This window comes from Cobetia sp. PDI-23MA, assembly GCF_059507735.1.
On record NZ_CM183352.1, the window covers coordinates 2,830,047 to 2,852,650 of the forward strand.

Consider the following 22,604-nt stretch of genomic DNA (forward strand, 5'->3'; position numbering starts at 1 on the left):
GGCTCGCGGCAGTACAATGCGCTCAGTCTGCTTCGCTGATGCGCCTGTAAAAGGCGTGCCGAAGACCTGCCTGTTCATGCTTCGCGACTGCGAAGCGTACCGATCAAAGCGACAAGTCGAGGGATCGCTGAGCCCATGCGTGCCAGTCAACTGCTGATTTCCACTCTCAAGGAAACCCCGTCCGACGCCGAAGTCGTCAGCCACCAGCTGATGCTGCGTGCCGGTTTCATCCGTCGCCTGACCTCCGGCCTCTACACCTGGATGCCACTGGGCCTGCGCACACTGCGCAAGGTCGAGCGCATCGTGCGTGAAGAGATGGACCGCTCCGGTGCCCAGGAACTGCTGATGCCAGCCGTGCAGCCAGCCGAGCTGTGGCAGGAGTCCGGTCGCTGGGAGCAGTACGGCCCCGAGCTGCTGCGCGTGGTTGACCGTCACCAGCGCGACTACTGTGTCGGCCCGACCCACGAGGAAGTCATCACCGACCTCGCGCGTCGTGAGCTGAACAGCTACAAGCAACTGCCGGCCAACTTCTACCAGGTCCAGACCAAGTTCCGCGACGAGATTCGTCCGCGCTTCGGCGTGATGCGCTCGCGCGAGTTCGTGATGAAGGATGGTTACTCCTTCCACTTGGGCGAAGAATCCCTGAAAGAGACCTATCAGGTGATGTACGACACTTACGTGCGCATCTTCACGCGTCTGGGTCTCGACTTCCGTCCCGTCATCGCCGACAACGGCTCCATCGGTGGCACCGGCTCCCACGAATTCCACGTGCTGGCCGCCTCCGGTGAAGACGCCATCGCCTTCTCCACCGGCTCCGATTTCGCCGCCAACATCGAGAAGTGTGAAGCGCTGCCGGCACCGCTGGGCGAGACGCCTGAGCGCGCGGCACCAACCCAGGAGATGCAGCTGGTCGACACGCCGAACGCCAGGACCATCGCCGCACTGGTCGAGCAGCACGGCCTGGACATCAAGAAGACCGTCAAGACGCTGATCGTCAAGGCGGCCGAAGGCGTCGAAGGTGGTCTGATCGCGCTGATGGTGCGTGGCGACCACGAGCTGAACGAGATCAAGGCCGAGCACCTGCCGCAGGTCGCCGAGCCGCTGACCATGGCCAGCGACGAGGAAGTGCGCGCCGCCGTCGGTGCCGGTTTCGGCTCCCTCGGCCCGGTCGGCCTCGAGATGCCGATCATCATCGATCGCAGCGTCGCGCTGATGAGCGATTTCGGTGCCGGTGCCAATATCGAAGGCAAGCACCACTTCGGCCTCAACTGGGAGCGCGATCTGCCGCTGCCGGAAATCGCCGATATCCGCAACGTCGTCGCCGGTGATCCGTCACCGGACGGCAAGGGCGTGATCGATATCGCACGCGGTATCGAGGTGGGTCACATATTCCAGCTCGGCACCAAGTACTCAGAGGCCATGAATGCCACCGTGCTCGACGAGAACGGCAAGGCACAGCCGCTGTCCATGGGCTGCTACGGCATCGGCGTGACCCGCGTGGTCGCGGCTGCCATCGAGCAGGGCAACGACAAGGGCGGTATCGTGCTGCCGGAAGCCATCGCGCCCTTCCAGGTCGCCATCGTGCCGATGAACGCCCACAAGTCCGTGCGTGTCAGCGAGACTGCCGAGCGCGTCTATCAGGAGCTGACGGCTGCCGGTTACGACGTGCTGCTGGATGACCGTGATCTGCGCCCGGGCAACAAGTTCGCCGACGGCGAGCTGCTGGGCATTCCGCATCGCCTGGTGATCGGTGATCGTGGTCTCGACAATGGCGAGTACGAGTACAAGGGTCGCACCGACGCCGAAGCGACCATGATCGCCGTCGACAGCCTGCTGGACTTCCTGGCCGAGCACAGCGCGAGCTGAACTCGAGCCGCCTGAGCCACTCGCTCACGGCTGACGCTAGCGCAGCACCCGGGACAGCCCGCTCCTCTTCTCGAGGGGCGGGCTGTTTCTTTACATGCATTCACCACGCGATCCGATTAACGTCAACGCCACTGGCACGGCATAATGACGCCATGACGGATACGCAAGGACTGCGCATGACCCTCTCATCGACTTCTCCTGCAGTGCCGCCCGTGACAGGCGCTGCAGGCAATACCTCACGTCGTCGCCTGCGCCCGTGGCTGGCCGCTGTCCTGCTGACGCTGAGCGCCGCGTCTACCGGACTGACAAGCTCCCCGGTGCAGGCCGCCGCCGCGATCCCCGAGCATGGGCTGTCGCCGGGGCTGCGTGACAGCCTGCGCGAGGCCTTGGCCGAGCCCGAGGCCTTCGAGGACCCCATCGATGCTCTGCACTGGGTATTGAGCATGCAGCAGCGGCTGGAGCGCTACATGCCCGACCGCGCCGCGCGCATCGACCTGCTGCGCAAGGTGCGCCGCGAAGCGACGCGCACAGGCCTGGCACCGGAGCTGATCCTGTCCGTCATCCAGGTCGAGAGCGCCTTCAAACCCACTGCTGTCTCCCACGCCGGGGCGCGCGGTCTGATGCAGGTCATGCCGTTCTGGAAGCGTGAGATCGGCGAGCCCGACGACAACCTGCTCGATCAGGACACCAGCCTGCGCTACGGCGCCACCATCCTTGCCCACTACCTCAAGCGCGAGAAAGGCGACATCACCGATGCGCTGGCGCGCTACAACGGCAGCCTCGGCAAGACCTGGTACCCGGAGCGAGTGATGCGTGCCTGGACAACCCGCTGGTGGTATCAGCCGCCGGCGCCCTTCGTCGCCGAGCGCTCGCCCGAAGGCCTTGCCGACACCGCCGACGAAGACCTTGCCAAAACCGCCAACGAAGGCGCGTCACGCCGCACCGAGGCCAGCAACACTGAGCCCAGCCTCGAGCAAAGTGCTGGTGTTGAGCTAGATGAGGGTATCGAGCAACATACCGGCGCTGCGCAAGGCCCGGAGCCGCTCGCCGCCGAGGACACCTTCGACGGCCCTGCCAACCGCTCGCTGGCCGCCGGTGGCAGTCCCTGACAGCGCCTGACAGACCCGACAGCAGGTGATGACGGCAACTGTTGACGAGAAAAGCTGTAGACACGAAAAAGCCTCGCCCGGAATACCGGGCGAGGCTTTTTGCTTACCGCTTGCGATCAATCCCGCTGATCGTCAGACCAGGGTCGGGCCTGCCGCGATGATCGCCTCATCCACGCCGGCGAACTTCTTGAAGTTCTCGACGAACTTGGCTGACAGGTCACGCGCCTTGCTGTCGTAGGCGGCGCGATCTTCCCAGGTCTCACGCGGATCGAGCAGGCTGGAGTCGACACCCGGCACGCGCACCGGCACATCCAGGTTGAGCACGTCGATGTGACGCGTCTCGATGTCCGCCAGCGCACCGTTCTGGATCGCGCTGATGATGCCGCGCGTGGTCGGGATGGAGAAGCGTGAGCCGCCCTCACCGTAGGAGCCACCGGTCCAGCCGGTATTGACCAGGTAGACGCGTGAACCGAAGGCCTCGATGCGCTTGATCAGCAGGTCAGCGTATTCACGTGCCGGACGCGGGAAGAACGGCGCGCCGAAGCAGGTGGAGAAGGTGGCTTCGAGACCGGCGGTGGAGCCCATCTCGGTGGAGCCGACCTTGGCGGTGTAGCCGGAGAGGAAGTGGTAGGCAGCGGCCTGCTTGCTGAGCACGGACACCGGCGGCAGCACGCCGGACATGTCGCAGGTCAGGAATACGATGGCATTCGGCTCGCCGGCACGGTTTTCCGGGACACGCTTCTCGATGTGCTCCAGCGGGTAAGCGGCACGCGAGTTCTGGCTCAGACGGTCATCACCGTAATCCGCGCCACGACGGTCATCCAGCACCACGTTTTCCAGCACGGCACCGAACTTGATCGCGTTCCAGATCACCGGCTCGTTCTTCTCGGAGAGGTCAATGCACTTGGCGTAGCAGCCGCCTTCGATGTTGAAGACGGTGCCTTCGCCCCAGCCATGCTCGTCGTCACCGATCAGGTAACGCGCCGGGTCGGCGGACAGGGTGGTCTTGCCGGTGCCGGACAGGCCGAAGAACAGCGTGGTCTCGCCATCGTCACCGACGTTGGCGGAGCAGTGCATCGGCAGCACGTCCTTTTCCGGCAGCAGGAAGTTCTGCACCGAGAACATGGCCTTCTTCATCTCACCGGCGTAACGCATGCCGGCCAGCAGGACGCGGCGACGCGCGAAGTTGATCAGCACGACGCCGTCGGAGTTGGTGCCATCACGCTCAGGCTCGCAGGTGAAGTGCGGCGCGTTGAGGATGGTCCATTCACTCTTGTCCTTGGCATTGAAGCTGTCCGGACGCACGAACATGGTACGCGCGAACAGATTGTGCCAGGCCGTCTCGGTGGTCACGCGGATCGGCAGGTAGTGCTCGAGGTCAGCCCCGACATGCAGCTCGGAGACGAAGCTGTCGCGCTCGCCGAGGTAGTCCTCGACGCGCTCCCACAGGGCGTCGAAACGCTCCGGGCTGAACGGGCGATTGACGCTGCCCCAGTCGATGGCGTCCGAGGTGGACGGCTCGTCGACGATGAAGCGGTCGTTCGGGGAGCGTCCGCTACGGGTTCCCGTCTCCACGACCAGCGCGCCGTTGTCGGCCAGACGTCCTTCGCCGCGAGCCACTGCCAGCTCGATCAGCTCTGCGCTGCTGAGATTGGTGTGAGTGGTCACCGCACTGTCTTGATGCTTGCTCATTCGCGTCTCCGCGGCTCAGGGCCGCCCTCTCTCTTGATGGCTGAAGCCAGATGCCCGAGGTACATGCCACAGGCTTATTTTGTGATCGATCGTTGCTGCCCGATCGCGCATGACGGCATGCCATGACACCGTCGATACCACCAGCACAGGGCATCCGGCCCTGTACTGGCAAGGCATTATGGCAAAAAGGGTGTCGGGCGGAAACGCCCATTGTTGCAACACCTTGGCGCAGGCGCCGCCGCCTGAGAGACGACGATATGTCAGACAATCATCGTCCCTGGGGCCAGTCGCCGGCGCATTGGGAAAAGCTCAATGCACGACGGGACTTTCGGCGTCAGGATCTTCGATGATCGCTTCCACTTCCGCGGCACTGAAGGAATAGCGGGTATGACAGAAGTGACACTGGGTGGCCAGTTCGCCCTGCTCGGCGACGATCTGACGCAGCTCGTCGGCGGCGATGCTGTGCAGGGCAGCGCCCAGACGCTCGCGCGAACAGGTGCAGCCGAAACGCAGCGCCTTGGGCTCATAGATGCGCACGGTTTCTTCGTGATAGAGACGATGCAGCACTTCCTGCTGGTCCAGCGTCAGCAGCTCCTCGGCCTTGAGGGTCTCGGCCAGGTGCACGACGCGCTCCCAGGCATCCGGGTCCTTGTTGGCCTCATCGTTGGGCAGCTGCTGCAGCAGCACGCCGCCGGTGCGCTTGCCATCGGCCATCAGCCACAGGCGGGTCGGCAGCTGCTCTGACTGACTGAAGTAACTCTCCAGACAGCCGGCGAGGCTGTCCTGATCGATGGCCACGATGCCCTGATAGCGCTTGCCTTCGCGCGGGTCGAGGGTGATCACGATCTGGCCCTGGCCAACCAGCTCCTGCAGACTGGACTCTTCCGTCGGCAACACCGCTTCATCGCCGAGACGTGCGATGGCACGCAGCTCACCGCCGGGGTTCGACTCGGCCATCAGCTGGCGCACGATACCGGTACCGCGCACTTCCAGCGTCATGGTGCCATCGAGCTTGATGGTCTCGGTCAGCAGCGCCACGGCCGCCAGCATCTCGCCCAGCTGGCGCGAGATGGCCTGTGGATAGGAGTGCCGATCGAGCACCTCGGCGTAGGCCTTGTCGAGTGTGACGATCTCGCCACGCACGTTGGTGGCATCGAACAGGAAGCGCTGGATCTGATCGAAGCTCGGCGCGGCCGCATCGTCAGTGGAATGGGAATCTTGCATGTCGTGTTCGCTCATTGAGGGACCTCAAGGCAGGCGTGAAGGGAGAGCGCACAAGCGCCCCCTTGTCAGGCCGCCAACAACGATGTGCTGACACACATCGGTATGGAAATTCTGCCGGTCGGTGCCAAGGCACCCGGCGGTGACTCGCGCTGGCTCAGCTATCGGCATCCTGACGCTGGAAGCGATGGATGTTGCGGCGCTGTTTCTTGTCAGGACGGCCGGGAGGCGGCGTCATGCCCTGATTGCCGAGGCGACGCGTCTCGGCCTCACGCTCACGGCGCTCGCGGGACTCCTGCGTCTCCTGATAGAGCTTCTGGGCCTCGGGCGCGCCACGGCGCTGGTCGCTGAGGGCCAGCACCTCGACGACAAGGCGATCCCAGCCCTGCGGCACCTCGATCACGGCGCCGATCTCGACGGTCTTGGAGGTTTTCACCTTGCCGCCGTTGTACTGGATCTTGCCGCCTTCGATGGCCTTCTTGGCCATGCCACGCGTCTTGAAGAAGCGCGCTGCCCACAACCACTTGTCGATACGTACCTGATCGCTCATGACGCCTCCTCGCCCTCCCCGTCGCTCGAGACTCCGGTATTGGCCACCTCGGACCCCGCGCCCTGTGTCAGCACTGCAAAGCCGTCCAGGCCGTGCACACGTTCGAAATCACGCGCAGGGCGCTTCGAATCCGGCTGACGCACGCCCAGCAGATGGGCAATGCCATAGGTGTGGGCACTTTCCAGCACCTGCGGATTGTCATCAATGAACAGGGTACGCGCCGGATCGAAGGGCTCGATCTCGTTGAGCTTGTGCCAGAAGGCTTGCTCTTCCTTGGCGTGACCCAGATCCGCGGACGACACCACGGCGTCGAAGTAGTCGCCCATGCCGGTCAACGCGAACTTGAGATCGATGCCATGACGGTCGGCGTTGGTCGCCAGCACCACGCGTTGCGGCTGATCGCGCAGCCAGGCGAGGAAGTCCTCGGCCTCATGGCGATAGCCGATCAGGTGCTGCACTTCACGCTTCAGGGCGACGACGTCGAGCTTGAGCTCACGGCTCCAGTAATCGAGGCTGTACCAGTTGAGGGTGCCGGACTCGCTGATGATGCGCGCCTTGAGATCGGCCTGCAGCGCCTCATCGAGGCGGTGCAGCTCGCAATAGCGCCTGGGCAGGTGTTCGAGCCAGAAGTGGCTGTCGAAGTGAAGGTCAAGCAGAGTGCCGTCCATGTCCAACAGCACGGTGTCGATAGTGTTCCAGTCAAGCATCGGGTTCTGTCAGCCAGAGGGAAATTTGGCCTCATAGTGTAAAGCATGGCCCACGGGCGCGCATGTGCAACAAGGGGGGATGGCGGCTTGTGATTGCCCCGCTCGCGGCGGCCTGCCACGATGAGCGACAGTATTCTCTCTTCTCATACTGCCTCGCGAGGACTTGCGATGGATGATGCGCCAGATACCGTTCACCCGACCATGAATCATTCAGACACCAGCCACACGCTGACGCCGCCGCGGATCGACTCACGCCGCGAGGTCGCTCGCTCGCGCCTGTTCGCCGTCGAGGCGCTGGAGTTGACCTTTTCCAATGGCGCCACCCGCAGCTTCGAGCGCCTCAAGAGCGGCGGTCACGGCGCGGTGATGATCGTCGCCATGCCCGACCCCGACCACGTGCTGATGATCCGCGAATATGCCGCTGGCCCTGAGCAATATGTGCTGACTCTGCCCAAGGGACTGATCGACCCGGGCGAGGACCCGGTGACCGCCGCCAATCGCGAATTGATGGAAGAATGCGGTTATGGCGCACACAACATCGAACCACTGGCCGAACTGAGCCTGGCGCCCAACTACATGGATCACCGCATGAACGTGATGCTGGCGCGCGATCTGTTCGAAAAGCGCCTGCCGGGCGATGAACCGGAACCGCTGGTCGTCGAGCGCCACCGCCTCGATGAGCTGCCGGCGCTGCTGGCGCGTGAGGACTTCCACGAGGCGCGTGCGGTCGCGGCGCTGTTCATGGCCCGCGAACGCCTGCTGGCCGGGGAAGATACCTACAGCCCTCGCTGGTGGTAAGGGCTTGGTGGCAAGCGCCGATGACAAGCACCTGAGGGGCCAGCCCCCTCTTTCCTGCCCCCCTCACCCCCTGCTTTGCATGCCCCAATACGACGACAAGCCCCCGCCAAGGCGGGGGCTTGTCGTTTCACTCGCGATGCGCTCAAGCGGGTCGTGCTGGCGACTCGTTCAGGCACCGCAAGATCCATTGCGGGTCTGGCCTGGGAACAGACCGTCAAAACGCGTTTATTCGGTCTTCATGCTGCCATCGGCAGTGTTGGCCGAACCGGATTCCGGGCTGACGCCCATGTGATCTTCGCCCTTGTCCATGACCTTGCCGTGCTTGGCGGACTCGGACTGGGCCGTGCCGCCTTCGACCATCATGGAATCCTTCTTGGTGTTGGCAGAACCACTCTCGGTGTTGCGTTCGGTATCGTGATGCACCTTGCCACCTTCATGACCCGCAGCGGTACCACCCTCTACCTTGGTGGAGTGGGCGCCAGTGTTGGCGGAACCGGTGTTGCTGGATTCGTGGTGATCGGCAAAGGCAGCAGTGGTCGGCAGTGCCAGGGCAGTCGCGAAAAGTGCAGCAGTCAGCTTCTTCATGATCCATCCTCCAGTAGCGGTCTGTTGCAAGAGACGAGCAGATGATTCGCTCGGCCGTTGCCGGTAAGCCTTCAAGAATCTCGAGACTGGATGTCTCGAGTTCCAGGCTCCACAAGACATTCCTGCTTATCTCAACGACGTCTTGTGGTACTGCGTAAATTCCTTGCGGCGCATGTATCGACCCTCTCCTGCGCGTCGGCTGCTTGTCGGAGCATTCTTCAAAAAACGTCACCAGAGTTGTACCCGAACCTGATGGTGTCATTCTTGACGAAAACCTCAATCTGCCGAGACGTGTTGCGTCACATGCGCCCTGATGCCTAAAGATATGGAACTAAGGGGCCGAACTTTCAAGCAGAGAAGGGAAAGAAAAATATCTTTCTTCCAGATTTCCTATACAAGAGTGAGATATCGACTCGCGTTTAATTAGCGCCCATATAGGCTGCTGGCCGCTCATCAGGCGGTTTTTCACGCATCGATTGTCTGACGCCATGCGTCAAGTGGCGCAAGATGGCTTGCAGCATTTTACTCAACGAAACATTTTGTAACCCTACAGTTCCATGACATCGCCCATCTCTGCGGTCATCGGCAGTGGTCACCACACCTCCTTCTGCATGCACCGCCACCACCTGAATGACAGGAGACTCACATGCCAGACGTGCTGATCGGGGGGCTCGCAGGACAGGGACCCAAGGGCCACATCACGCTAGCCGGAGCACTGGCCAATCGTCACGGCCTGGTCGCCGGTGCGACAGGTACCGGCAAGACCGTCACGTTGCAGGTGCTGGCAGAAGAGTTTTCACGCATGGGAGTGCCGGTGTTCACCGCCGACGTCAAGGGCGACCTCTCCGGTATTGCCGCGGCAGGTGCCGCGCATCCACGCGTCGATGACCGCCTCGCCAGCCTCGGCATCAATGACTGGCAGCCTCAGGCCGCGCCCGTCAGGCTATGGGATCTGTTCGGCAAGAGTGGGCATGCGGTGCGTGCCAGCGTGGCTTCCATGGGGCCTGAGCTGATGTCGACCCTGCTGGAGTTGAACGACACCCAGAGTGGCCTGATGCACCTGGCCTTCGATCATGCCGAGCGTGAAGGGCTGGAGCTGATCGATCTCAAGGACCTGATCAGCCTGCTGAAGCATATCGAGCGCGAGCGCGAAGCCTTTGAGGAGCGCTACGGCAGCGTCAGCCCCCAGAGCCTCGGTGCCATGCTGCGCCGAGTGCATGTGCTGGCCACCCAGGGCGGCGAGCGCTTCTTCGCCGAACCGGCGCTCGACATCCATGACATGCTGGCGACCACGGGCGAGGGAGACCAGACACGCGGCTTCATCAATCTGCTCGATGGGCGTGAATTGATGCAAAGCCCACGCCTCTATACCACCTTCCTGCTTTGGTTCCTGTCGACGCTCTTTCGCACCCTCCCCGAACGCGGCGATGCCGACCGCCCGGTGCTGGTATTCTTCTTCGACGAGGCCCACCTGCTGTTCGATGCCGCTCCCAAGGCATTGCTCGAGCGCCTCGAGCAGACGGTGCGCCTGATTCGCTCCAAGGGAGTCGGCGTCTACTTCGTGACCCAATCCCCCGCCGACATCCCCGATGACGTGCTCGGCCAGCTGGGCAACCGGATCCAGCATGCCCTGCGCGCCTTCACTCCACGCGACCAGAAGGCCGTCAAGACCGCTGCCGAGACCTTCCGCCCCAACCCGGCCCTCGATACGGCTCGGGTGATCACGGAACTTGGTGTGGGCGAGGCACTGGTCTCGGTGCTCGACAACAAGGGTACGCCCACCCAGGTGGAGCGCACCTTGATCGCGCCGCCGCGTGGGCGGATCGGCCCGTTGAGTGACAGCGAGCGCGCAGCGCTGCTGGCAAGCTCATCACTGGCCGGTCGCTACGATGAGGCGATAGACCGTGAATCGGCTCACGAGCGCCTCGAGGCGCAACTGACGAGCTCGGCGACAGCCCAGGTTCGGACGGAGGAGACGCCAGCCGCGACGCCTGACATCGAGCAAACAAGTCCGGTGGCCGAAAGCGCCCCACGCAAAGGCGGCAGACAGCGTCAAGGCATCATGGAGACCCTGCTCAAGTCCGTGATGCGCGCCTTGGGATCGCAACTGGGACGGACCCTGATTCGCAGCCTGCTGCGCTCCTTCACTCGCCGCTGAGGCTCGCTGCTTTCAGTCTGACACCACGCCAACAGCCTGAGGCGCTCCTTGGCAAATAGACGCTTCCCCCGACAATCAGGCTCTCGAGACTGAGAGGCTCACCCTTCACGAAAAGCAGGACATCACCCATGGGAATTTGACCATGGGTGATGTCCTGCTTTCGCTATCCAAGGCTGCTGACATCATATCGTCGCGCAAACTTCATTCGCTCTCGGCAAGGAGACGCCATACTGATGTTTGCTGCTTATCGGCAGCACACCATGACACACACTCGATTGCCACTACTCTCGGGGAGACTTGACGATGTGCATGAGCAATGAAGCATTGGAATTGTGGCTGAACGACAACTGGTTCTCGATTGAACTGGCGTTGGAAGCCATCGAAATGGAAGCGACAGCGGAACCTCAGCTGGCCGAAGCCGCCTGAGCCAGGAGCGTTACGCATGACAACAGCGGGATCCTGCCGGCCCCATCGGTGACACCAGGTGTGAACGGCACAGGACCCGGATGACAGGACAAGCGGCACACAGACTCTGCCACGCATGGCGACGCATCATGGTGGGCAGAGAAAGAACTTGTCGGGGAGGCCGTCGATCAGCCATCGACCGGCCTCCCCGTTTCTTTTGTACCACCAGATTCACGACCTGGCGCGCCTCTAGTCCAGTCACACCTCGAAAGGCGCCGTCATTCTTACGTATATAAACAGTTGATTATCTTCTCCAGTAAAACACCCATTCATCGCTCCGAGCCAGCATAATCGATGTATGGCCATTCCCCTCTCCCCGCAACATGCAAGATAAGGATGTCACATGCTGCCTACCCCGCCCGCGCGACCATCCTCCTCGGGACGTTCGAATCCAGTTGATACCTCAGAGCTCTCGCCACAGGCCGCCGCCGCGACTGTCTTCCTCAATCAGAATCTCGGACCCGCCCAGCTGCAAGCGTTGTTTGCCCTGACACTCGCGCCTGCGGGAACCTTCAGCGAACAGCTCAGAGAGTACCTGGTGACCGCTTGCCGCCTGCTGGGGATGACCACTGGCATCCTCGGCCACGCAGAGGCCAATCGCTATGAAATCATGGCGGCGGTCAATCCGCCGCCCGGCAAGGTCGAGGGCGCGATCGCACCGCTGAACGAGACCTACTGCAATGAAGTCGTTGAGCAGGCTGGCTGCATCGCCTACGCCAATATCGCGACCACGCCAGCACTCGAGGCTCATCCGGCTCTCAAGTCGATGCCCTTCCAGAGCTATATCGCCGCGCCGGTATGGACCGAAGGCCGTCTGACCGGCACCGTCTGCTTCGGCGACGACTCACCGCGCGCGACAGATTTCAGCGCCAGCGATCGTGCACTGGTCGAGACACTGGCCAGCCTGCTGGGAGGCTTGATCGATCGCGAGAATGAACGCAAGCGGCTCGCCAGCGAACTGAGCAACCTGCGCCTCGCCTACCAGGAGATGGAGCTGCTGTTCTCACGCTGCCAGCTCCCGATGGCGATCATGGACTTCCATGGCCATTGGACACGTCTCAATCCGGCGCTGGCCCAACTGCTGGGGACGGAGAGGAGTGAACTGCAGCGCGGCGCGCTGGAGGATGTCTCGCACCCTGCTGACATGCAGGCCTGTCAGGAGGCGCTTATGGCCATGCAGGCCGGCGAGATCACCCACTTCGAGCAGCCGCACCGCTATCTGGGCAGACAGGGGCAGATCATCGAAGTCATGCTGCATCTGGATGTAATTGACAGCCACTCCGGCGTCATTCTGAGTCAGCACCAGGACCTCAGCGAGCAGCGCTCCCACGAGGAAAGCCTGGCCCGCATGCGGCACAAGCTGGCCAGCATGACGCCCCCGGGCCCGGCCGTGCCGTCGGTGCTGGACAAGCTGTTGCCCGCCGAGATCTTCGAGCAACAGCTGGATGGCGAGATCGCGCGCAGTGCACGCCACGGGCAGCCACTGTCGATCCTGCTGCTCAACGTGGATGCCTTTACCGACTTCAATCGCCAGTACGGCCGCGCCGCAGGAGACCGCGCACTGCAGCAGGTCTCCACCATCCTGCGCAACGCGACACGCAAGAGCGACCTGCTCAGTCAGCGCGACGATGGCTCGCTGATTGCGGTGCTGGGCCAGACCGATTCCAGCGGCGCCATCATCCTCGCCGAGCGCGTCCGCCATGCCACGACAGAACTGCATGGCCTCGAGGGACCAGTCACCTGCAGCATCGGGCTGACCTGCTATCACCCGGCGCCCGATACGCTCACGCTGGCCAACCGTCTCGAGCTCTGCGAGCGCGCCCAGCACGCACTCAAGAAGGCCAAGCGCCAGGGACGCAATCGCGTGCGCTTCCTTGAGCTTGAGCCGGTCATCCCGACGGACACCTTCGCAAGCCCTCAGTCACCGAGCGGCTCCCCCTCGCCCGACCTGCCCTGAGTGGCGCCTTTCGTGTGTGCGCCCTGCCACGGATGCCCCTCAGGCACATCCCCATCAACGACAACGGCCACCCCTTGGGGTGGCCGTTGTCGTTTGACTCCTGCAGGCTTGCTCAATCCAGCTTGCTCAATCCAGCTTGCTCAGGTCGCGCACGGCGCCCTTGTCAGCAGAGGTCGCCAGCAGGGCATAGGCCTTGAGCGCCGCGGAGACGCGACGATTGCGCTGGATGCTCGGTTTCCAGGCATCCTTGCCACGGGCTTCCATCGCCTCGCGACGCGCATGCAGCTCGGCATCGCTGAGCTGGACGTTGATGGTGCGGTTCGGGATGTCAATCAGGATGGTGTCGCCATGCTCGACCAGACCGATGGCGCCGCCCGCCGCCGCTTCCGGAGACGCGTGGCCGATGGACAGGCCCGAGGTACCGCCGGAGAAACGTCCGTCGGTGAGCAGCGCACACGCCTTGCCCAGCCCCTTGGACTTGAGATAGGACGTCGGGTAGAGCATTTCCTGCATGCCCGGACCACCCTTCGGCCCTTCGTAGCGGATGATCACGACGTCGCCTTCCTTGACCTTGTCGGCCAGGATGTCTTCCACCGCCTGATCCTGGGACTCGCAGACGTAGGCACGGCCTTCGAAGACCAGGATGGAGTCATCGACGCCAGCGGTCTTCACCACGCAACCATCCAATGCGATGTTGCCGTACAGCACGGCCAGGCCGCCCTGGGTGGAGAAGCAATGGTCGTAATCGCGAATACAGCCCTGGGCGCGATCACCATCCAGGCTCGGCCAGCGCGCGCTCTGCGAGAAGGCGGTCTGGGTCGGAATACCGCCCGGGCCGGCGCGATAGAACTCGACGACTTCATCAGTGGGCGAGCGCATGATATCCCACTCTTCCAGCGCCGCAGACAGCGAGTCGCCGTAGACGGTCGGCACTGAGGTATCCAGCACGCCGGCACGATCCAGCTCGCCCAGAATCCCCATGATGCCACCGGCACGATGGACATCCTCGATATGATATTTCTGGGTGTTCGGCGCCACCTTGCACATCTGCGGCACGTTGTGGGAAAGCTTGTCGATGTCGGACATGGTGAAGTCGACACCGGCTTCCTGAGCGGCAGCCAGCAGGTGCAGGATGGTGTTGGTGGAACCGCCCATGGCGATGTCCAGCGTCATCGCATTGGTGAAGGCGGCGCGGGAGCCGATGGCCCGCGGCAGAAGGTGCTCTTCATTGCCTTCGTAGTAACGACGGGCCAATTCGACGATGCGATGACCGGCAGTCTCGAACAGGCGACGACGATCGGAGTGCGTGGCCAGTACGGTACCGTTGCCCGGCAACGCCAGGCCCAGCGCCTCGGTCAGACAGTTCATGGAGTTGGCCGTGAACATGCCCGAGCAGCTACCACAGGTCGGGCAGGCACTGCGCTCGATCTCGGCGACCGTCTCGTCGTCGACGCTGTCATCGGCAGCGATGACCATGGCATCGACCAGATCGAGACCGTGATCCAGCAGCTTGGTCTTGCCGGCTTCCATCGGGCCACCGGAGACGAAGATGACCGGGATGTTGAGGCGCATGGCGGCCATCAGCATCCCCGGGGTGATCTTGTCACAGTTGGAGATGCACACCAGCGCATCCGCACAGTGGGCATTCACCATGTATTCGACGCTGTCGGCGATCAGGTCACGCGACGGCAGCGAATACAGCATGCCGTCGTGGCCCATGGCGATGCCATCATCGACCGCGATGGTGTTGAATTCCTTGGCGACGCCGCCGGCCTTCTCGATCTCGCGCGCGACCAGCTGCCCCATATCCTTGAGGTGGACGTGGCCCGGCACGAACTGGGTGAAGGAGTTGGCAACGGCGATGATCGGCTTCTGGAAGTCGCCATCTTTCATGCCGGTGGCGCGCCACAGGGCGCGAGCGCCGGCCATGTTACGACCTGCGGTGGTCGTACGGGAGCGATACTCTGGCATGGTGTCCTCGTCAATAGTGCTTGGCCGCTCTCCTGTGCGAAGAGGGACTGATTCATGGAATCGCGCCTGGCAGGGTCGAACTGACGCCGCCATTCTGCGCAATCCGCTGCAGAATCACTCCGCACGGGAGCGGCTTCTGTTTTGGTCAGGCGGCGCCCCCCGTGGGGTACGCACACCTGGTGTCCAGAGGAGACGCGTGCCTCATGGGTCAACGCTGTCAGCCTGGGGTCAATTCTGTCATGTACCGGCCCTGCTTGCCTACCAGATAGCACCGTCCACGCCACGCGCAGCCCCGAAAGATGCCGACAGGCGCCGAAAGCGTTGAATCAAGCGGCCTCTAGCGTGGGCCTGCGGCGGGAGGCGCTGATTACACTGAAGGACGACACATCAGGCAATGCCAGACACCTCACAAGGAACAGGAGTCACCCATGGCCGGAAAATTCGTCATCACTCGGGGCAAGGACAGCAAGTTCTACTTTGCGCTGAAGGCAGGCAACGGCGAGAAGATCCTGCAGAGTCAGGGCTATGCCGACAAGCGCGGCTGCCTGAACGGTGTGGAGTCCGTGCGCAAGAATGCCGTCGAGGAAAAACGCTTCACCCGGGAAGTCGCCAAGGACGGACGTTTCTATTTCACCCTGCTGGCCGCCAACAGCCAGCAGATCGGTCGCAGCCAGATGTACAAGTCGGAGTCCGGGCGTGACAACGGAATCGCCAGCGTCGGGCGCAATGCCGCTGAGGCGGCCGTGCTGGAACAGCTCGATACCGCCTGAATGTCCGCGAGCATGACGCCTGCATGCACACAATGCCCCACTGCAAAGCAAAAGCCCCACTGCAAAGCAGAAGCCCCGCCGATTGGCGGGGCTTCTGCTTTTCGTCGGATGTCGCCATCCATTCTGCGCCCTGCGCTGTCAGTGTCGCTGTGCGCTGTCAGTGTCAAAGACCACACGCGAGACATCCGCGTAGCGAGCCGCGAAGTGCACGATCATGCCTTCCTTCAGGTATTCCGGCAGCTCATCGTAATCACGCTGATTGGCCTGCGGCAGGATCAGCTCGTAGATATCACTGCGCCGCGCGGCAATCACCTTCTCGCGGATACCGCCCACCGGCAGCACCTGACCGGTCAAGGTCAGTTCACCAGTCATCGCCAGTCCCTTGCGCGGGGCCTGACGCTTGGCCAACGACATCAACGCCGTGGTCATGGTCACACCGGCGCTGGGGCCATCCTTGGGCGTCGCGCCCTCGGGCACGTGCAGGTGAATGAAGGACTCGTTGAAGAAGTCCGCCTCGGCATCATAGGCCTCGAGATTGGCCAGGGTGTAGGAGTAGGCGATGTTGGCGGACTCCTGCATCACGTCACCCAGCTTGCCGGTCAACTTCAAGCCACGTGTCAGGCCATGCACCCGGGTGGCTTCGATGGGCAGGGTCGCCCCACCCATGCTGGTCCAGGCAAGCCCGGTCACCACGCCTTCGCCGGCCAGAACCTTCTCGCGACGGAAGATCGGCGCCCCGAGGAATTCCTCGAGGTTCTTGACCGAGACCTTCACGGTCGCAAGTTCCTCTTCCAGCAACTTCACCGCCGCCTTGCGCACGATACGGTGCAGCTGTTTCTCCAGCTGGCGCACGCCGGCCTCACGGGCATAGCCTTCGATGACCTGACGCAGCGCGGCGTCACTCAGATTGATGCGCTTCTTGGGGATGTTGTCGCGGGTCAGCAGTTTCGGCCACAGGTGGTGCTTGGCGATCGCCATCTTCTCCTCGGCGATATAGCCGGAGAGGCGAATCTGCTCCATGCGGTCCAGCAGCGGGCCGGGGATGCTGTCCAGCGTGTTGGCGGTACACACGAACAGCACCTTGGAGAGATCGAGACGCACATCGAGATAGTGATCGAGGAAGTCGACATTCTGCTCCGGGTCGAGCACCTCGAGCAGCGCCGAGGCCGGGTCGCCCTGGAAGGACTGCCCCAGCTTGTCGATCTCATCGAGCATGATCACCGGGTTCTCGACCTTGACCTCCTTGAGCGCCTGCACCAGCTTGCCGGGCATGGCACCCACGTAGGTGCGGCGATGCCCCTTGATCTCGGACTCGTCTCGCATCCCACCGACCGAGAAGCGATAGAACTCGCGCCCCAGCGCCTGGGCGATGGAGCGCCCGATGGAGGTCTTGCCGACGCCGGGCGGGCCGACCAGCAGCAGGATCGAGCCGCCGACATCGCCCTTGAAGGTGCCCTCGGCCAGAAACTCGACGATGCGTGACTTCACGTCATCCAGCCCATCGTGATCGCGATTGAGCACGGTGCGCGCGTGGGCCAGATTGAGCTGATCGGTGGAGGTGATGCCCCACGGCAGCGACGTCAGCCAGTCAAGATAGTTGCGTGTGGTGCCGTATTCCGGCGAACCGGTCTCCAGCACCGACAGCTTGTCGAGCTCGTCATCGATGCGCGACTGGACACGCTCCGGCACCTTGAGCTCGTCGAGACGGCCACGGAAGGTATCGACGTCGTTCTCGCGATCATCCTTGGAGATGCCCAGTTCACGCTGGATGACCTTGAGCTGTTCGCGCAGGAAGAATTCGCGCTGATGCTTTTCCATCTGCGCGTTGACCTGCTGGGAGATCTCGGTCTGCAGCTGTGCGACCTCGATTTCCTTGCGCAGCAGAGGCAGCACCTTCTGCATGCGCTCCATCACTGGCAGCGACTCCAGCACTTCCTGCAGCTCAGCACCCTTGGCCGAGGTGATGGCGGCGGCGAAATCGGTCAGCGGGCCGGGTTCATGCGGGCTGAAGCGGTTGAGGTACTGCTTGAGCTCCTCGCCGTACAGCGGGTTGATCGGCAACAGCTCCTTGATGCCGTTGATCATCGCCATCGCGTAGGCGCGGGCCTCGTCGCTCTCGGCATCGATCGGTTCGCGCGGATAGTTGACCTCAACCAGATAGGGAGGCTTGCGCGACAGCCAGCGCGTGATGCGGAAGCGACGCAGCCCCTGGGCGATGAACTGTACCTGGTCATCGCCGTCTTCGGGCTTGTGGACGCGCACGGCAGAGCCGATCTCGGGAAAGTGCTCGACCCCCAGCTCATCCACTTCGACATCGCCGACGAAGGCCAGGCCGACAGCATGATGCGGCGTATTGCCGACCAGCTGCATGGTCTCGGCCCAACGCTGCTTGTTGATCACCAGCGGCTGAACCTGGGCCGGGAAGAACGGGCGATTGTGAATCGGCAGCAGGTAAATGCGCTCCGGTAGCTGGTCGCCACTCGGCACCAGCCCACCCGAGGCGGAAGAAGAAGGCTCTTGTGACTGGCTGTCATCCTCGAAGCCGGCAAGAATATCGTCGTTATCGGAAATCTCTTCGTGACGTGGCATGCAACCCTCATGAAACCAGGCCTCGGTTGAGGCGATCATCTCCACCAATGCGGCCAGTGAGCCACTTTATCAAGGCACGCTTGCCGCGCCGGGGACGCAACACTGCGTGTTCAGAGTGGCACCGGATGCGCCCCCCTGGAAACGACAATGCCCGCCATGAGGCGGGCATTGTCGTTTCCAGCATACTGCGCGACGCTCAGTAGATCGGAGTGCCGTTGATCTTCACGCTGTCACCATCGATCTCGACCACCAGGTTGCGGTCGGCGGCCTGCGGAGAGACACCTGCCATCATGGCCATCATCGGCGGTACGTTGCGGAACTCGAAGCGCCCGCTCAGACGATTCAGGAAGGCCCGCTGAGCCGGCACGGCCTGCAACTCCTGAATGGACAGATCAGTGATGTCGGCACCATCAAGAATCATCTGGCCATCACCCTGCATGTCGACACCGAAGGCATCGCTTTTGGCATTCAGCGATTCCAGTGTCATGCGCGGAGAGGTGCTCAGCATGGTGAACAGCGGCGCTTCGACCTTCTCGAGCATGGCGACCTGCTGCGCTTCGCTCAGCTCCTCGAACGGCTTGCCCGCTTCTTCCAGCAAGCCCTGCAGCTGGGTGATGAAGTCATAGACGGCCGCACCCTGCAGACGATCGATCGAGATGGACACGTCGCCGCTGGCCATCTGCTGATCACCCGCGCTGACATCCCGCACCGACAGCTTCATCAGATAGCGCAGCTCGGTCGGGTCCAGACGCGTTTCGCCGCTGTAACGGATATCGCTGGCGACCACCGGCGGCTGACCGGTGCCGTTGTCGATGGTCAGGGTGTCCAGCACGATCTTGTCGTCCTGACGGAAGTCATTGTCCGCCCCGCGATAGATGCCGTTGAGGCTCAGGGTGCCGACGCTGACCTTCTCGGCGCCATTGGTGATATCGAACGGCGTGATCTCGCCATCCACGGTGATTTCCGGCGTGTCACCGCCATCGTGGGAGGCCAGCAGCTCGCCGCCCTGGAAGTCGATGCGCGTACCGCTCTCCGGGTCCTGCCAGTCAAAGGCCGGCAAGGTCAGGGTAGTATCGCTGGCGCCGCTGAAGTTGTCGACGCTGCCATCGAAGGCGATCGCCTTGCCATCACCGAGCACTTCGGCGAAGACGTCGCGTGACGGCGTACCGTACAGCACCTTGACGTTGCCCTGCATGGTGGTCGACAGCAGGCCGTGGCCAGCTTCATAGGGCAATAGGATGCGCATGGGACCTTCCCCGTCCCCGGTGGCGAGTTCCATCTCTACCCGGCCCGCGGAGCCGAACCAGCCGCTGTCGACATCCTCTCGGGTCGCCTTGATGTCGGAGCTACTGTCGAGCTCTGCCACCATGCGGGCCATCTCATCTTCAAAGCGCTGGCTTGAGTAAGCCACGCCGCCGACATAGCCGGCTGCCCCGATGACGACCACTGCCGTCGCGGTTACCAGTCCCTTGCCCATCGCATTAACCCTTGTCCGTTATTGGAGCATCACACCGTCTGCGCGGTGCCTCTTGTCGCATCTGCTTCCATCAGTGAAACATGTGCATGAGCCTCGCCGCCAAGGCAGCGAGGCGTCAGTGCAACCACAGCCACAGATGCATCGTCGACCAGGCATAGATACCGGCGAAGATGTCATCCAGCATGATGCCGAAGCCACCGGCAACCCGGCGGTCGGCCCAGCGAATCGGCCATGGCTTGAGAATATCGAAGACCCGGAAGACCACGAAGCCCCACAGCGCTGCCTGCCAAGAGAATGGCACGGCGGCCATCGTGATCCAATAGCCGACGAATTCGTCCCAGACGATCCCGGAGTGATCATGCACGCCGAGATCGCGCGAGGTGCGATCACAGATCCAGATCCCGACCAGCGAGGCGACCAGCACGGTGGCCAGATACGGCCACAGCGTGAGGTTGGTCATCAGCCAGTAGAACGGGATTGCCGCGAGAGTACCGAAGGTACCCGGTGCAAAGGGCGCGGTACCGCTGCCCAGCCCGAAGGCCAGGAAGTGGACGGGGCGCCGCCAGACACTGGCGGGTGCGCGATTCATGGTGCCACCCCGTTCTCGTTGCGTGACGACGCATCACCACAGGAGCCATCTGTCCCAGAGGCCTGTGTGGCAGAGACCTGTGTGTCAGAAGCCTGCGAGGCAGAGAAGTGCTGCCAGCTCTGACCCGTCGCTGCCTGCTCAATGCCCTTGTCCATCAGCATCACGCGTGGCGCATCGCCGCCCGCCGCCTGCATGCGCCCGATGACATTCAAGGGCAGGTTGAGCGAGCGCAGGGCAAGCCTGGCCGTCTCGAGGTTCTCCTGGGGCAGCGTGAGCAACAGCTCGTAATCGTCGCCGCCATTGAGGACCGCCTCGCGGGCGCCCTGCTCGCCCAGCGCCGTGACCAGCTCCGGCGCCAGCGGCAGTTCGCCAAGCTCCAGCGCCGCCGACAGCTGACTGGCACGACAGATGTGTGCCAGATCGCCCATCACGCCATCGGAGACATCCAGGCCCGCACTGGCCAGCTCACGCAGCGCCAGCCCCGCATCGACCCGCGGTTCTGGTCGCAGGTAGGCCGCCAGGCAAGGGTTCAGCACATCGCGGACGCCATCCTGCCAGGCCTTGAGTCCGGCATGCGCCAACCCCGGCAGACCGGTGACCGCGATGAGATCGCCCTCGCGGGCGCCGTCACGCCGCAGGATCGGGCGGGCCACGCTGCCGGCCTGCTGAGCAGGCTCGAGCACGCACGGCAACTCGCCATGCACGGTGATCGTGATAGAGAGCGGGCCGCGCGTGACGTCGCCGCCGACCAGCGCGATGCCGTAGCGATCCGCCAGCGCGTGGAAACCGGCCGCAAAACCATGCAGCCAGTCTTCATCCACGTCCGGCAACGTCAGCGCCAGCAACGCCCAGCGCGGGGTCGCACCCATCGCCGCCAGATCAGACAGATTGACGGCCAGGGCACGATGGCCGATGGACGCCGCAGGCGCATCCGGCGGGAAGTGCACCCCCGCCACCGAGGTATCGACACTGACCGCCATCTGCATGCCATCACTGGCGGCAAGAAGTGCACAGTCGTCTCCCGGCCCCAGCAACACGCCCGGTGCCCCGGACAGATCGCGCTGGAAGTAGCGGGCAATCAGCTCGAATTCACCTGGCATGTCAGCGCAGGCGGGCCTGGGTCACCTCGGCGCTGCGCAGCTTGACTGCCAGCTTGTCGAGGATCCCGTTGACGTACTTGTGCCCGTCGGTGGCACCGAAGGTCTTGGCCAGCTCGACCCCTTCGTTGATCGCCACGCGATACGGCACTTCCATGCGCTTGGACAGCTCGTAGGCGCTCAGACGCAGGATGGCCAACTCGATCTCGTCGAGATCCTGCAAGCGGCGGTCGAGCAGCGGGCTGATGCTGGCATCCAGTTCTTTCTGGAAGCGTGGCACGTTGTGCAGCAGCTCGTGGAACAGGGCCTGGTCAGCGATGCGCATCACCTCGACCCAGTTCTCGTGCAGTTCGACATCATCGTCGATCTTTTGACCACGGAACTCGGCCTCGATGGTGGTCATGTTCTTGCCGGTCATCTGCCACTGGTAGATGCCCTGCACGGCCAGCTCGCGAGCGGCGCGCCGCGCCTGCTGCTGCCTGGACGGCTCGCGCTCGGTACGTTCATTGCGTTCGCTCACGCGTCACCTCCCATGGCCTTGAGCAGGGAGACCATTTCCATCGCCGCCATGGCCGCTTCGGTACCCTTGTTGCCAGCCTTGGTGCCGGCACGCTCGATGGCCTGCTCGATGGAATTCACCGTCAGCACGCCATTGGCGACCGGGGTGTCGAATTCGAGCTGCAGACGGGACAGCGCGGAGTTGCACTCGCCGGCGACGTATTCAAAGTGCGGCGTACCACCGCGGATCACCGCACCCAGCGTGATGACGGCGTGCGGCTTGACCTTGGCCAGCACGGCCTTGACGGCCAGCGGAATTTCCCAGGCACCCGGCACGTGGATCAGGTCGATGTTTTCCTCATCGACGCCGTGGCGTACGAGAGAATCGACCGCGCCTTCCACCAGGCTGTCGACGACATGGTGGTTGAAACGCCCGACGACGATGACGTAACGGCCATCGACATTGGTGAAAGTGCCTTCGAGTTGAGCAATCGGTTGCATGGTC

General features: G+C 63.1%; 19 protein-coding genes. 7 read left to right on the top strand and 12 right to left on the bottom strand.

The features are described 5' to 3' along the window. The first annotated feature begins 135 nt into the window (after window positions 1-135). Together AC5WNJ_RS12015 and AC5WNJ_RS12020 are read left to right on the top strand one after the other, a co-directional pair. Complete coding sequence (locus tag AC5WNJ_RS12015; RefSeq protein ID WP_176677610.1) at window positions 136-1,866, top strand: proline--tRNA ligase; 1,731 nt, start codon at window positions 136-138, stop codon at window positions 1,864-1,866. A gap of 176 nt (window positions 1,867-2,042) precedes the next feature. Next, window positions 2,043-2,975: a lytic transglycosylase domain-containing protein gene (locus tag AC5WNJ_RS12020; protein ID WP_176677611.1), complete on the top strand. Its 933-nt coding sequence runs from the start codon at window positions 2,043-2,045 to the stop codon at window positions 2,973-2,975. Between the two features lie 132 nt (window positions 2,976-3,107). On the opposite strand, the gene AC5WNJ_RS12025 is transcribed toward AC5WNJ_RS12020, so the two are convergent. From AC5WNJ_RS12025 to yrfG, 4 genes are all read right to left on the bottom strand, one after another. Then, window positions 3,108-4,667 carry a phosphoenolpyruvate carboxykinase gene (locus AC5WNJ_RS12025; RefSeq protein ID WP_253061185.1) on the bottom strand — a complete coding sequence of 520 codons (1,560 nt, stop codon included), beginning with the start codon at window positions 4,665-4,667 and terminating at the stop codon, window positions 3,108-3,110. A 309-nt stretch (window positions 4,668-4,976) separates the two neighbouring features. After that, window positions 4,977-5,891 carry an Hsp33 family molecular chaperone HslO gene (gene hslO / locus AC5WNJ_RS12030; RefSeq protein ID WP_253061187.1) on the bottom strand — a complete coding sequence of 305 codons (915 nt, stop codon included), beginning with the start codon at window positions 5,889-5,891 and terminating at the stop codon, window positions 4,977-4,979. Between the two features lie 154 nt (window positions 5,892-6,045). Then, window positions 6,046-6,438, bottom strand: coding sequence for an RNA-binding S4 domain-containing protein (locus AC5WNJ_RS12035; protein ID WP_175088554.1), 393 nt, complete (start codon window positions 6,436-6,438; stop codon window positions 6,046-6,048). Next, entirely contained in the window at window positions 6,435-7,145 is a 711-nt protein-coding gene (gene yrfG, locus AC5WNJ_RS12040) for a GMP/IMP nucleotidase (protein WP_253061189.1), read from the bottom strand. Before yrfG ends, AC5WNJ_RS12035 begins: the two co-directional genes overlap by 4 nt. Before the next feature lie 201 nt (window positions 7,146-7,346). On the opposite strand from yrfG, the gene nudE reads away from it, so the two are divergent. Beyond that, window positions 7,347-7,943, top strand: a complete 597-nt coding sequence (nudE, locus tag AC5WNJ_RS12045) for an ADP compounds hydrolase NudE (RefSeq protein ID WP_253061538.1) — start codon at window positions 7,347-7,349, stop codon at window positions 7,941-7,943. Between the two features lie 225 nt (window positions 7,944-8,168). Here the strand turns inward: nudE and AC5WNJ_RS12050 are convergent, their stop codons facing one another. Next, complete coding sequence (locus AC5WNJ_RS12050; protein ID WP_253061191.1) at window positions 8,169-8,528, bottom strand: hypothetical protein; 360 nt, start codon at window positions 8,526-8,528, stop codon at window positions 8,169-8,171. A gap of 646 nt (window positions 8,529-9,174) precedes the next feature. On the opposite strand from AC5WNJ_RS12050, the gene AC5WNJ_RS12055 reads away from it, so the two are divergent. The 3 genes from AC5WNJ_RS12055 (at window position 9,175) to AC5WNJ_RS12065 (ending at window position 13,108) form a co-directional block, all read left to right on the top strand. Further along, window positions 9,175-10,686: a helicase HerA-like domain-containing protein gene (locus tag AC5WNJ_RS12055; RefSeq protein ID WP_253061193.1), complete on the top strand. Its 1,512-nt coding sequence runs from the start codon at window positions 9,175-9,177 to the stop codon at window positions 10,684-10,686. 303 nt (window positions 10,687-10,989) lie between these two features. Next, window positions 10,990-11,112 (top strand): hypothetical protein, encoded by a 123-nt coding sequence (locus AC5WNJ_RS12060; RefSeq protein WP_290441662.1) that lies wholly within the window; start codon window positions 10,990-10,992, stop codon window positions 11,110-11,112. Between the two features lie 382 nt (window positions 11,113-11,494). Next, complete coding sequence (locus tag AC5WNJ_RS12065) at window positions 11,495-13,108, top strand: diguanylate cyclase domain-containing protein (RefSeq protein ID WP_253061195.1); 1,614 nt, start codon at window positions 11,495-11,497, stop codon at window positions 13,106-13,108. A gap of 126 nt (window positions 13,109-13,234) precedes the next feature. Here the strand turns inward: AC5WNJ_RS12065 and ilvD are convergent, their stop codons facing one another. Further along, the gene (gene ilvD, locus AC5WNJ_RS12070; RefSeq protein WP_253061197.1) at window positions 13,235-15,079 is read right to left on the bottom strand and encodes a dihydroxy-acid dehydratase; all 1,845 of its coding nucleotides are present in this window, start codon (window positions 15,077-15,079) and stop codon (window positions 13,235-13,237) included. A gap of 428 nt (window positions 15,080-15,507) precedes the next feature. Here ilvD and AC5WNJ_RS12075 point away from each other — a divergent pair, with 428 nt between their 5' ends. Continuing rightward, window positions 15,508-15,849 (top strand): YegP family protein, encoded by a 342-nt coding sequence (locus AC5WNJ_RS12075; RefSeq protein ID WP_043331370.1) that lies wholly within the window; start codon window positions 15,508-15,510, stop codon window positions 15,847-15,849. A gap of 138 nt (window positions 15,850-15,987) precedes the next feature. Here the strand turns inward: AC5WNJ_RS12075 and lon are convergent, their stop codons facing one another. From lon to ribH, 6 genes are all read right to left on the bottom strand, one after another. Further along, window positions 15,988-18,438, bottom strand: coding sequence for an endopeptidase La (gene lon / locus AC5WNJ_RS12080; RefSeq protein ID WP_495929790.1), 2,451 nt, complete (start codon window positions 18,436-18,438; stop codon window positions 15,988-15,990). A 196-nt stretch (window positions 18,439-18,634) separates the two neighbouring features. Continuing rightward, window positions 18,635-19,915, bottom strand: coding sequence for a DUF945 family protein (locus tag AC5WNJ_RS12085; RefSeq protein WP_495929791.1), 1,281 nt, complete (start codon window positions 19,913-19,915; stop codon window positions 18,635-18,637). Window positions 19,916-20,030: 115 nt separating this feature from the next. After that, window positions 20,031-20,504, bottom strand: coding sequence for a phosphatidylglycerophosphatase A family protein (locus AC5WNJ_RS12090; RefSeq protein WP_176677623.1), 474 nt, complete (start codon window positions 20,502-20,504; stop codon window positions 20,031-20,033). Further along, a complete protein-coding gene (gene thiL / locus AC5WNJ_RS12095; protein WP_253061203.1) occupies window positions 20,501-21,604 on the bottom strand; it encodes a thiamine-phosphate kinase in 1,104 nt (367 codons plus the stop codon). Before thiL ends, AC5WNJ_RS12090 begins: the two co-directional genes overlap by 4 nt. 1 nt (window position 21,605) lies before the next feature. Then, a complete protein-coding gene (gene nusB / locus AC5WNJ_RS12100) occupies window positions 21,606-22,121 on the bottom strand; it encodes a transcription antitermination factor NusB (RefSeq protein ID WP_176677625.1) in 516 nt (171 codons plus the stop codon). Continuing rightward, window positions 22,118-22,600 carry a 6,7-dimethyl-8-ribityllumazine synthase gene (gene ribH, locus AC5WNJ_RS12105; RefSeq protein WP_043331374.1) on the bottom strand — a complete coding sequence of 161 codons (483 nt, stop codon included), beginning with the start codon at window positions 22,598-22,600 and terminating at the stop codon, window positions 22,118-22,120. The genes nusB and ribH overlap by 4 nt, the downstream gene beginning before the upstream one ends. Window positions 22,601-22,604 lie beyond the last annotated feature (4 nt).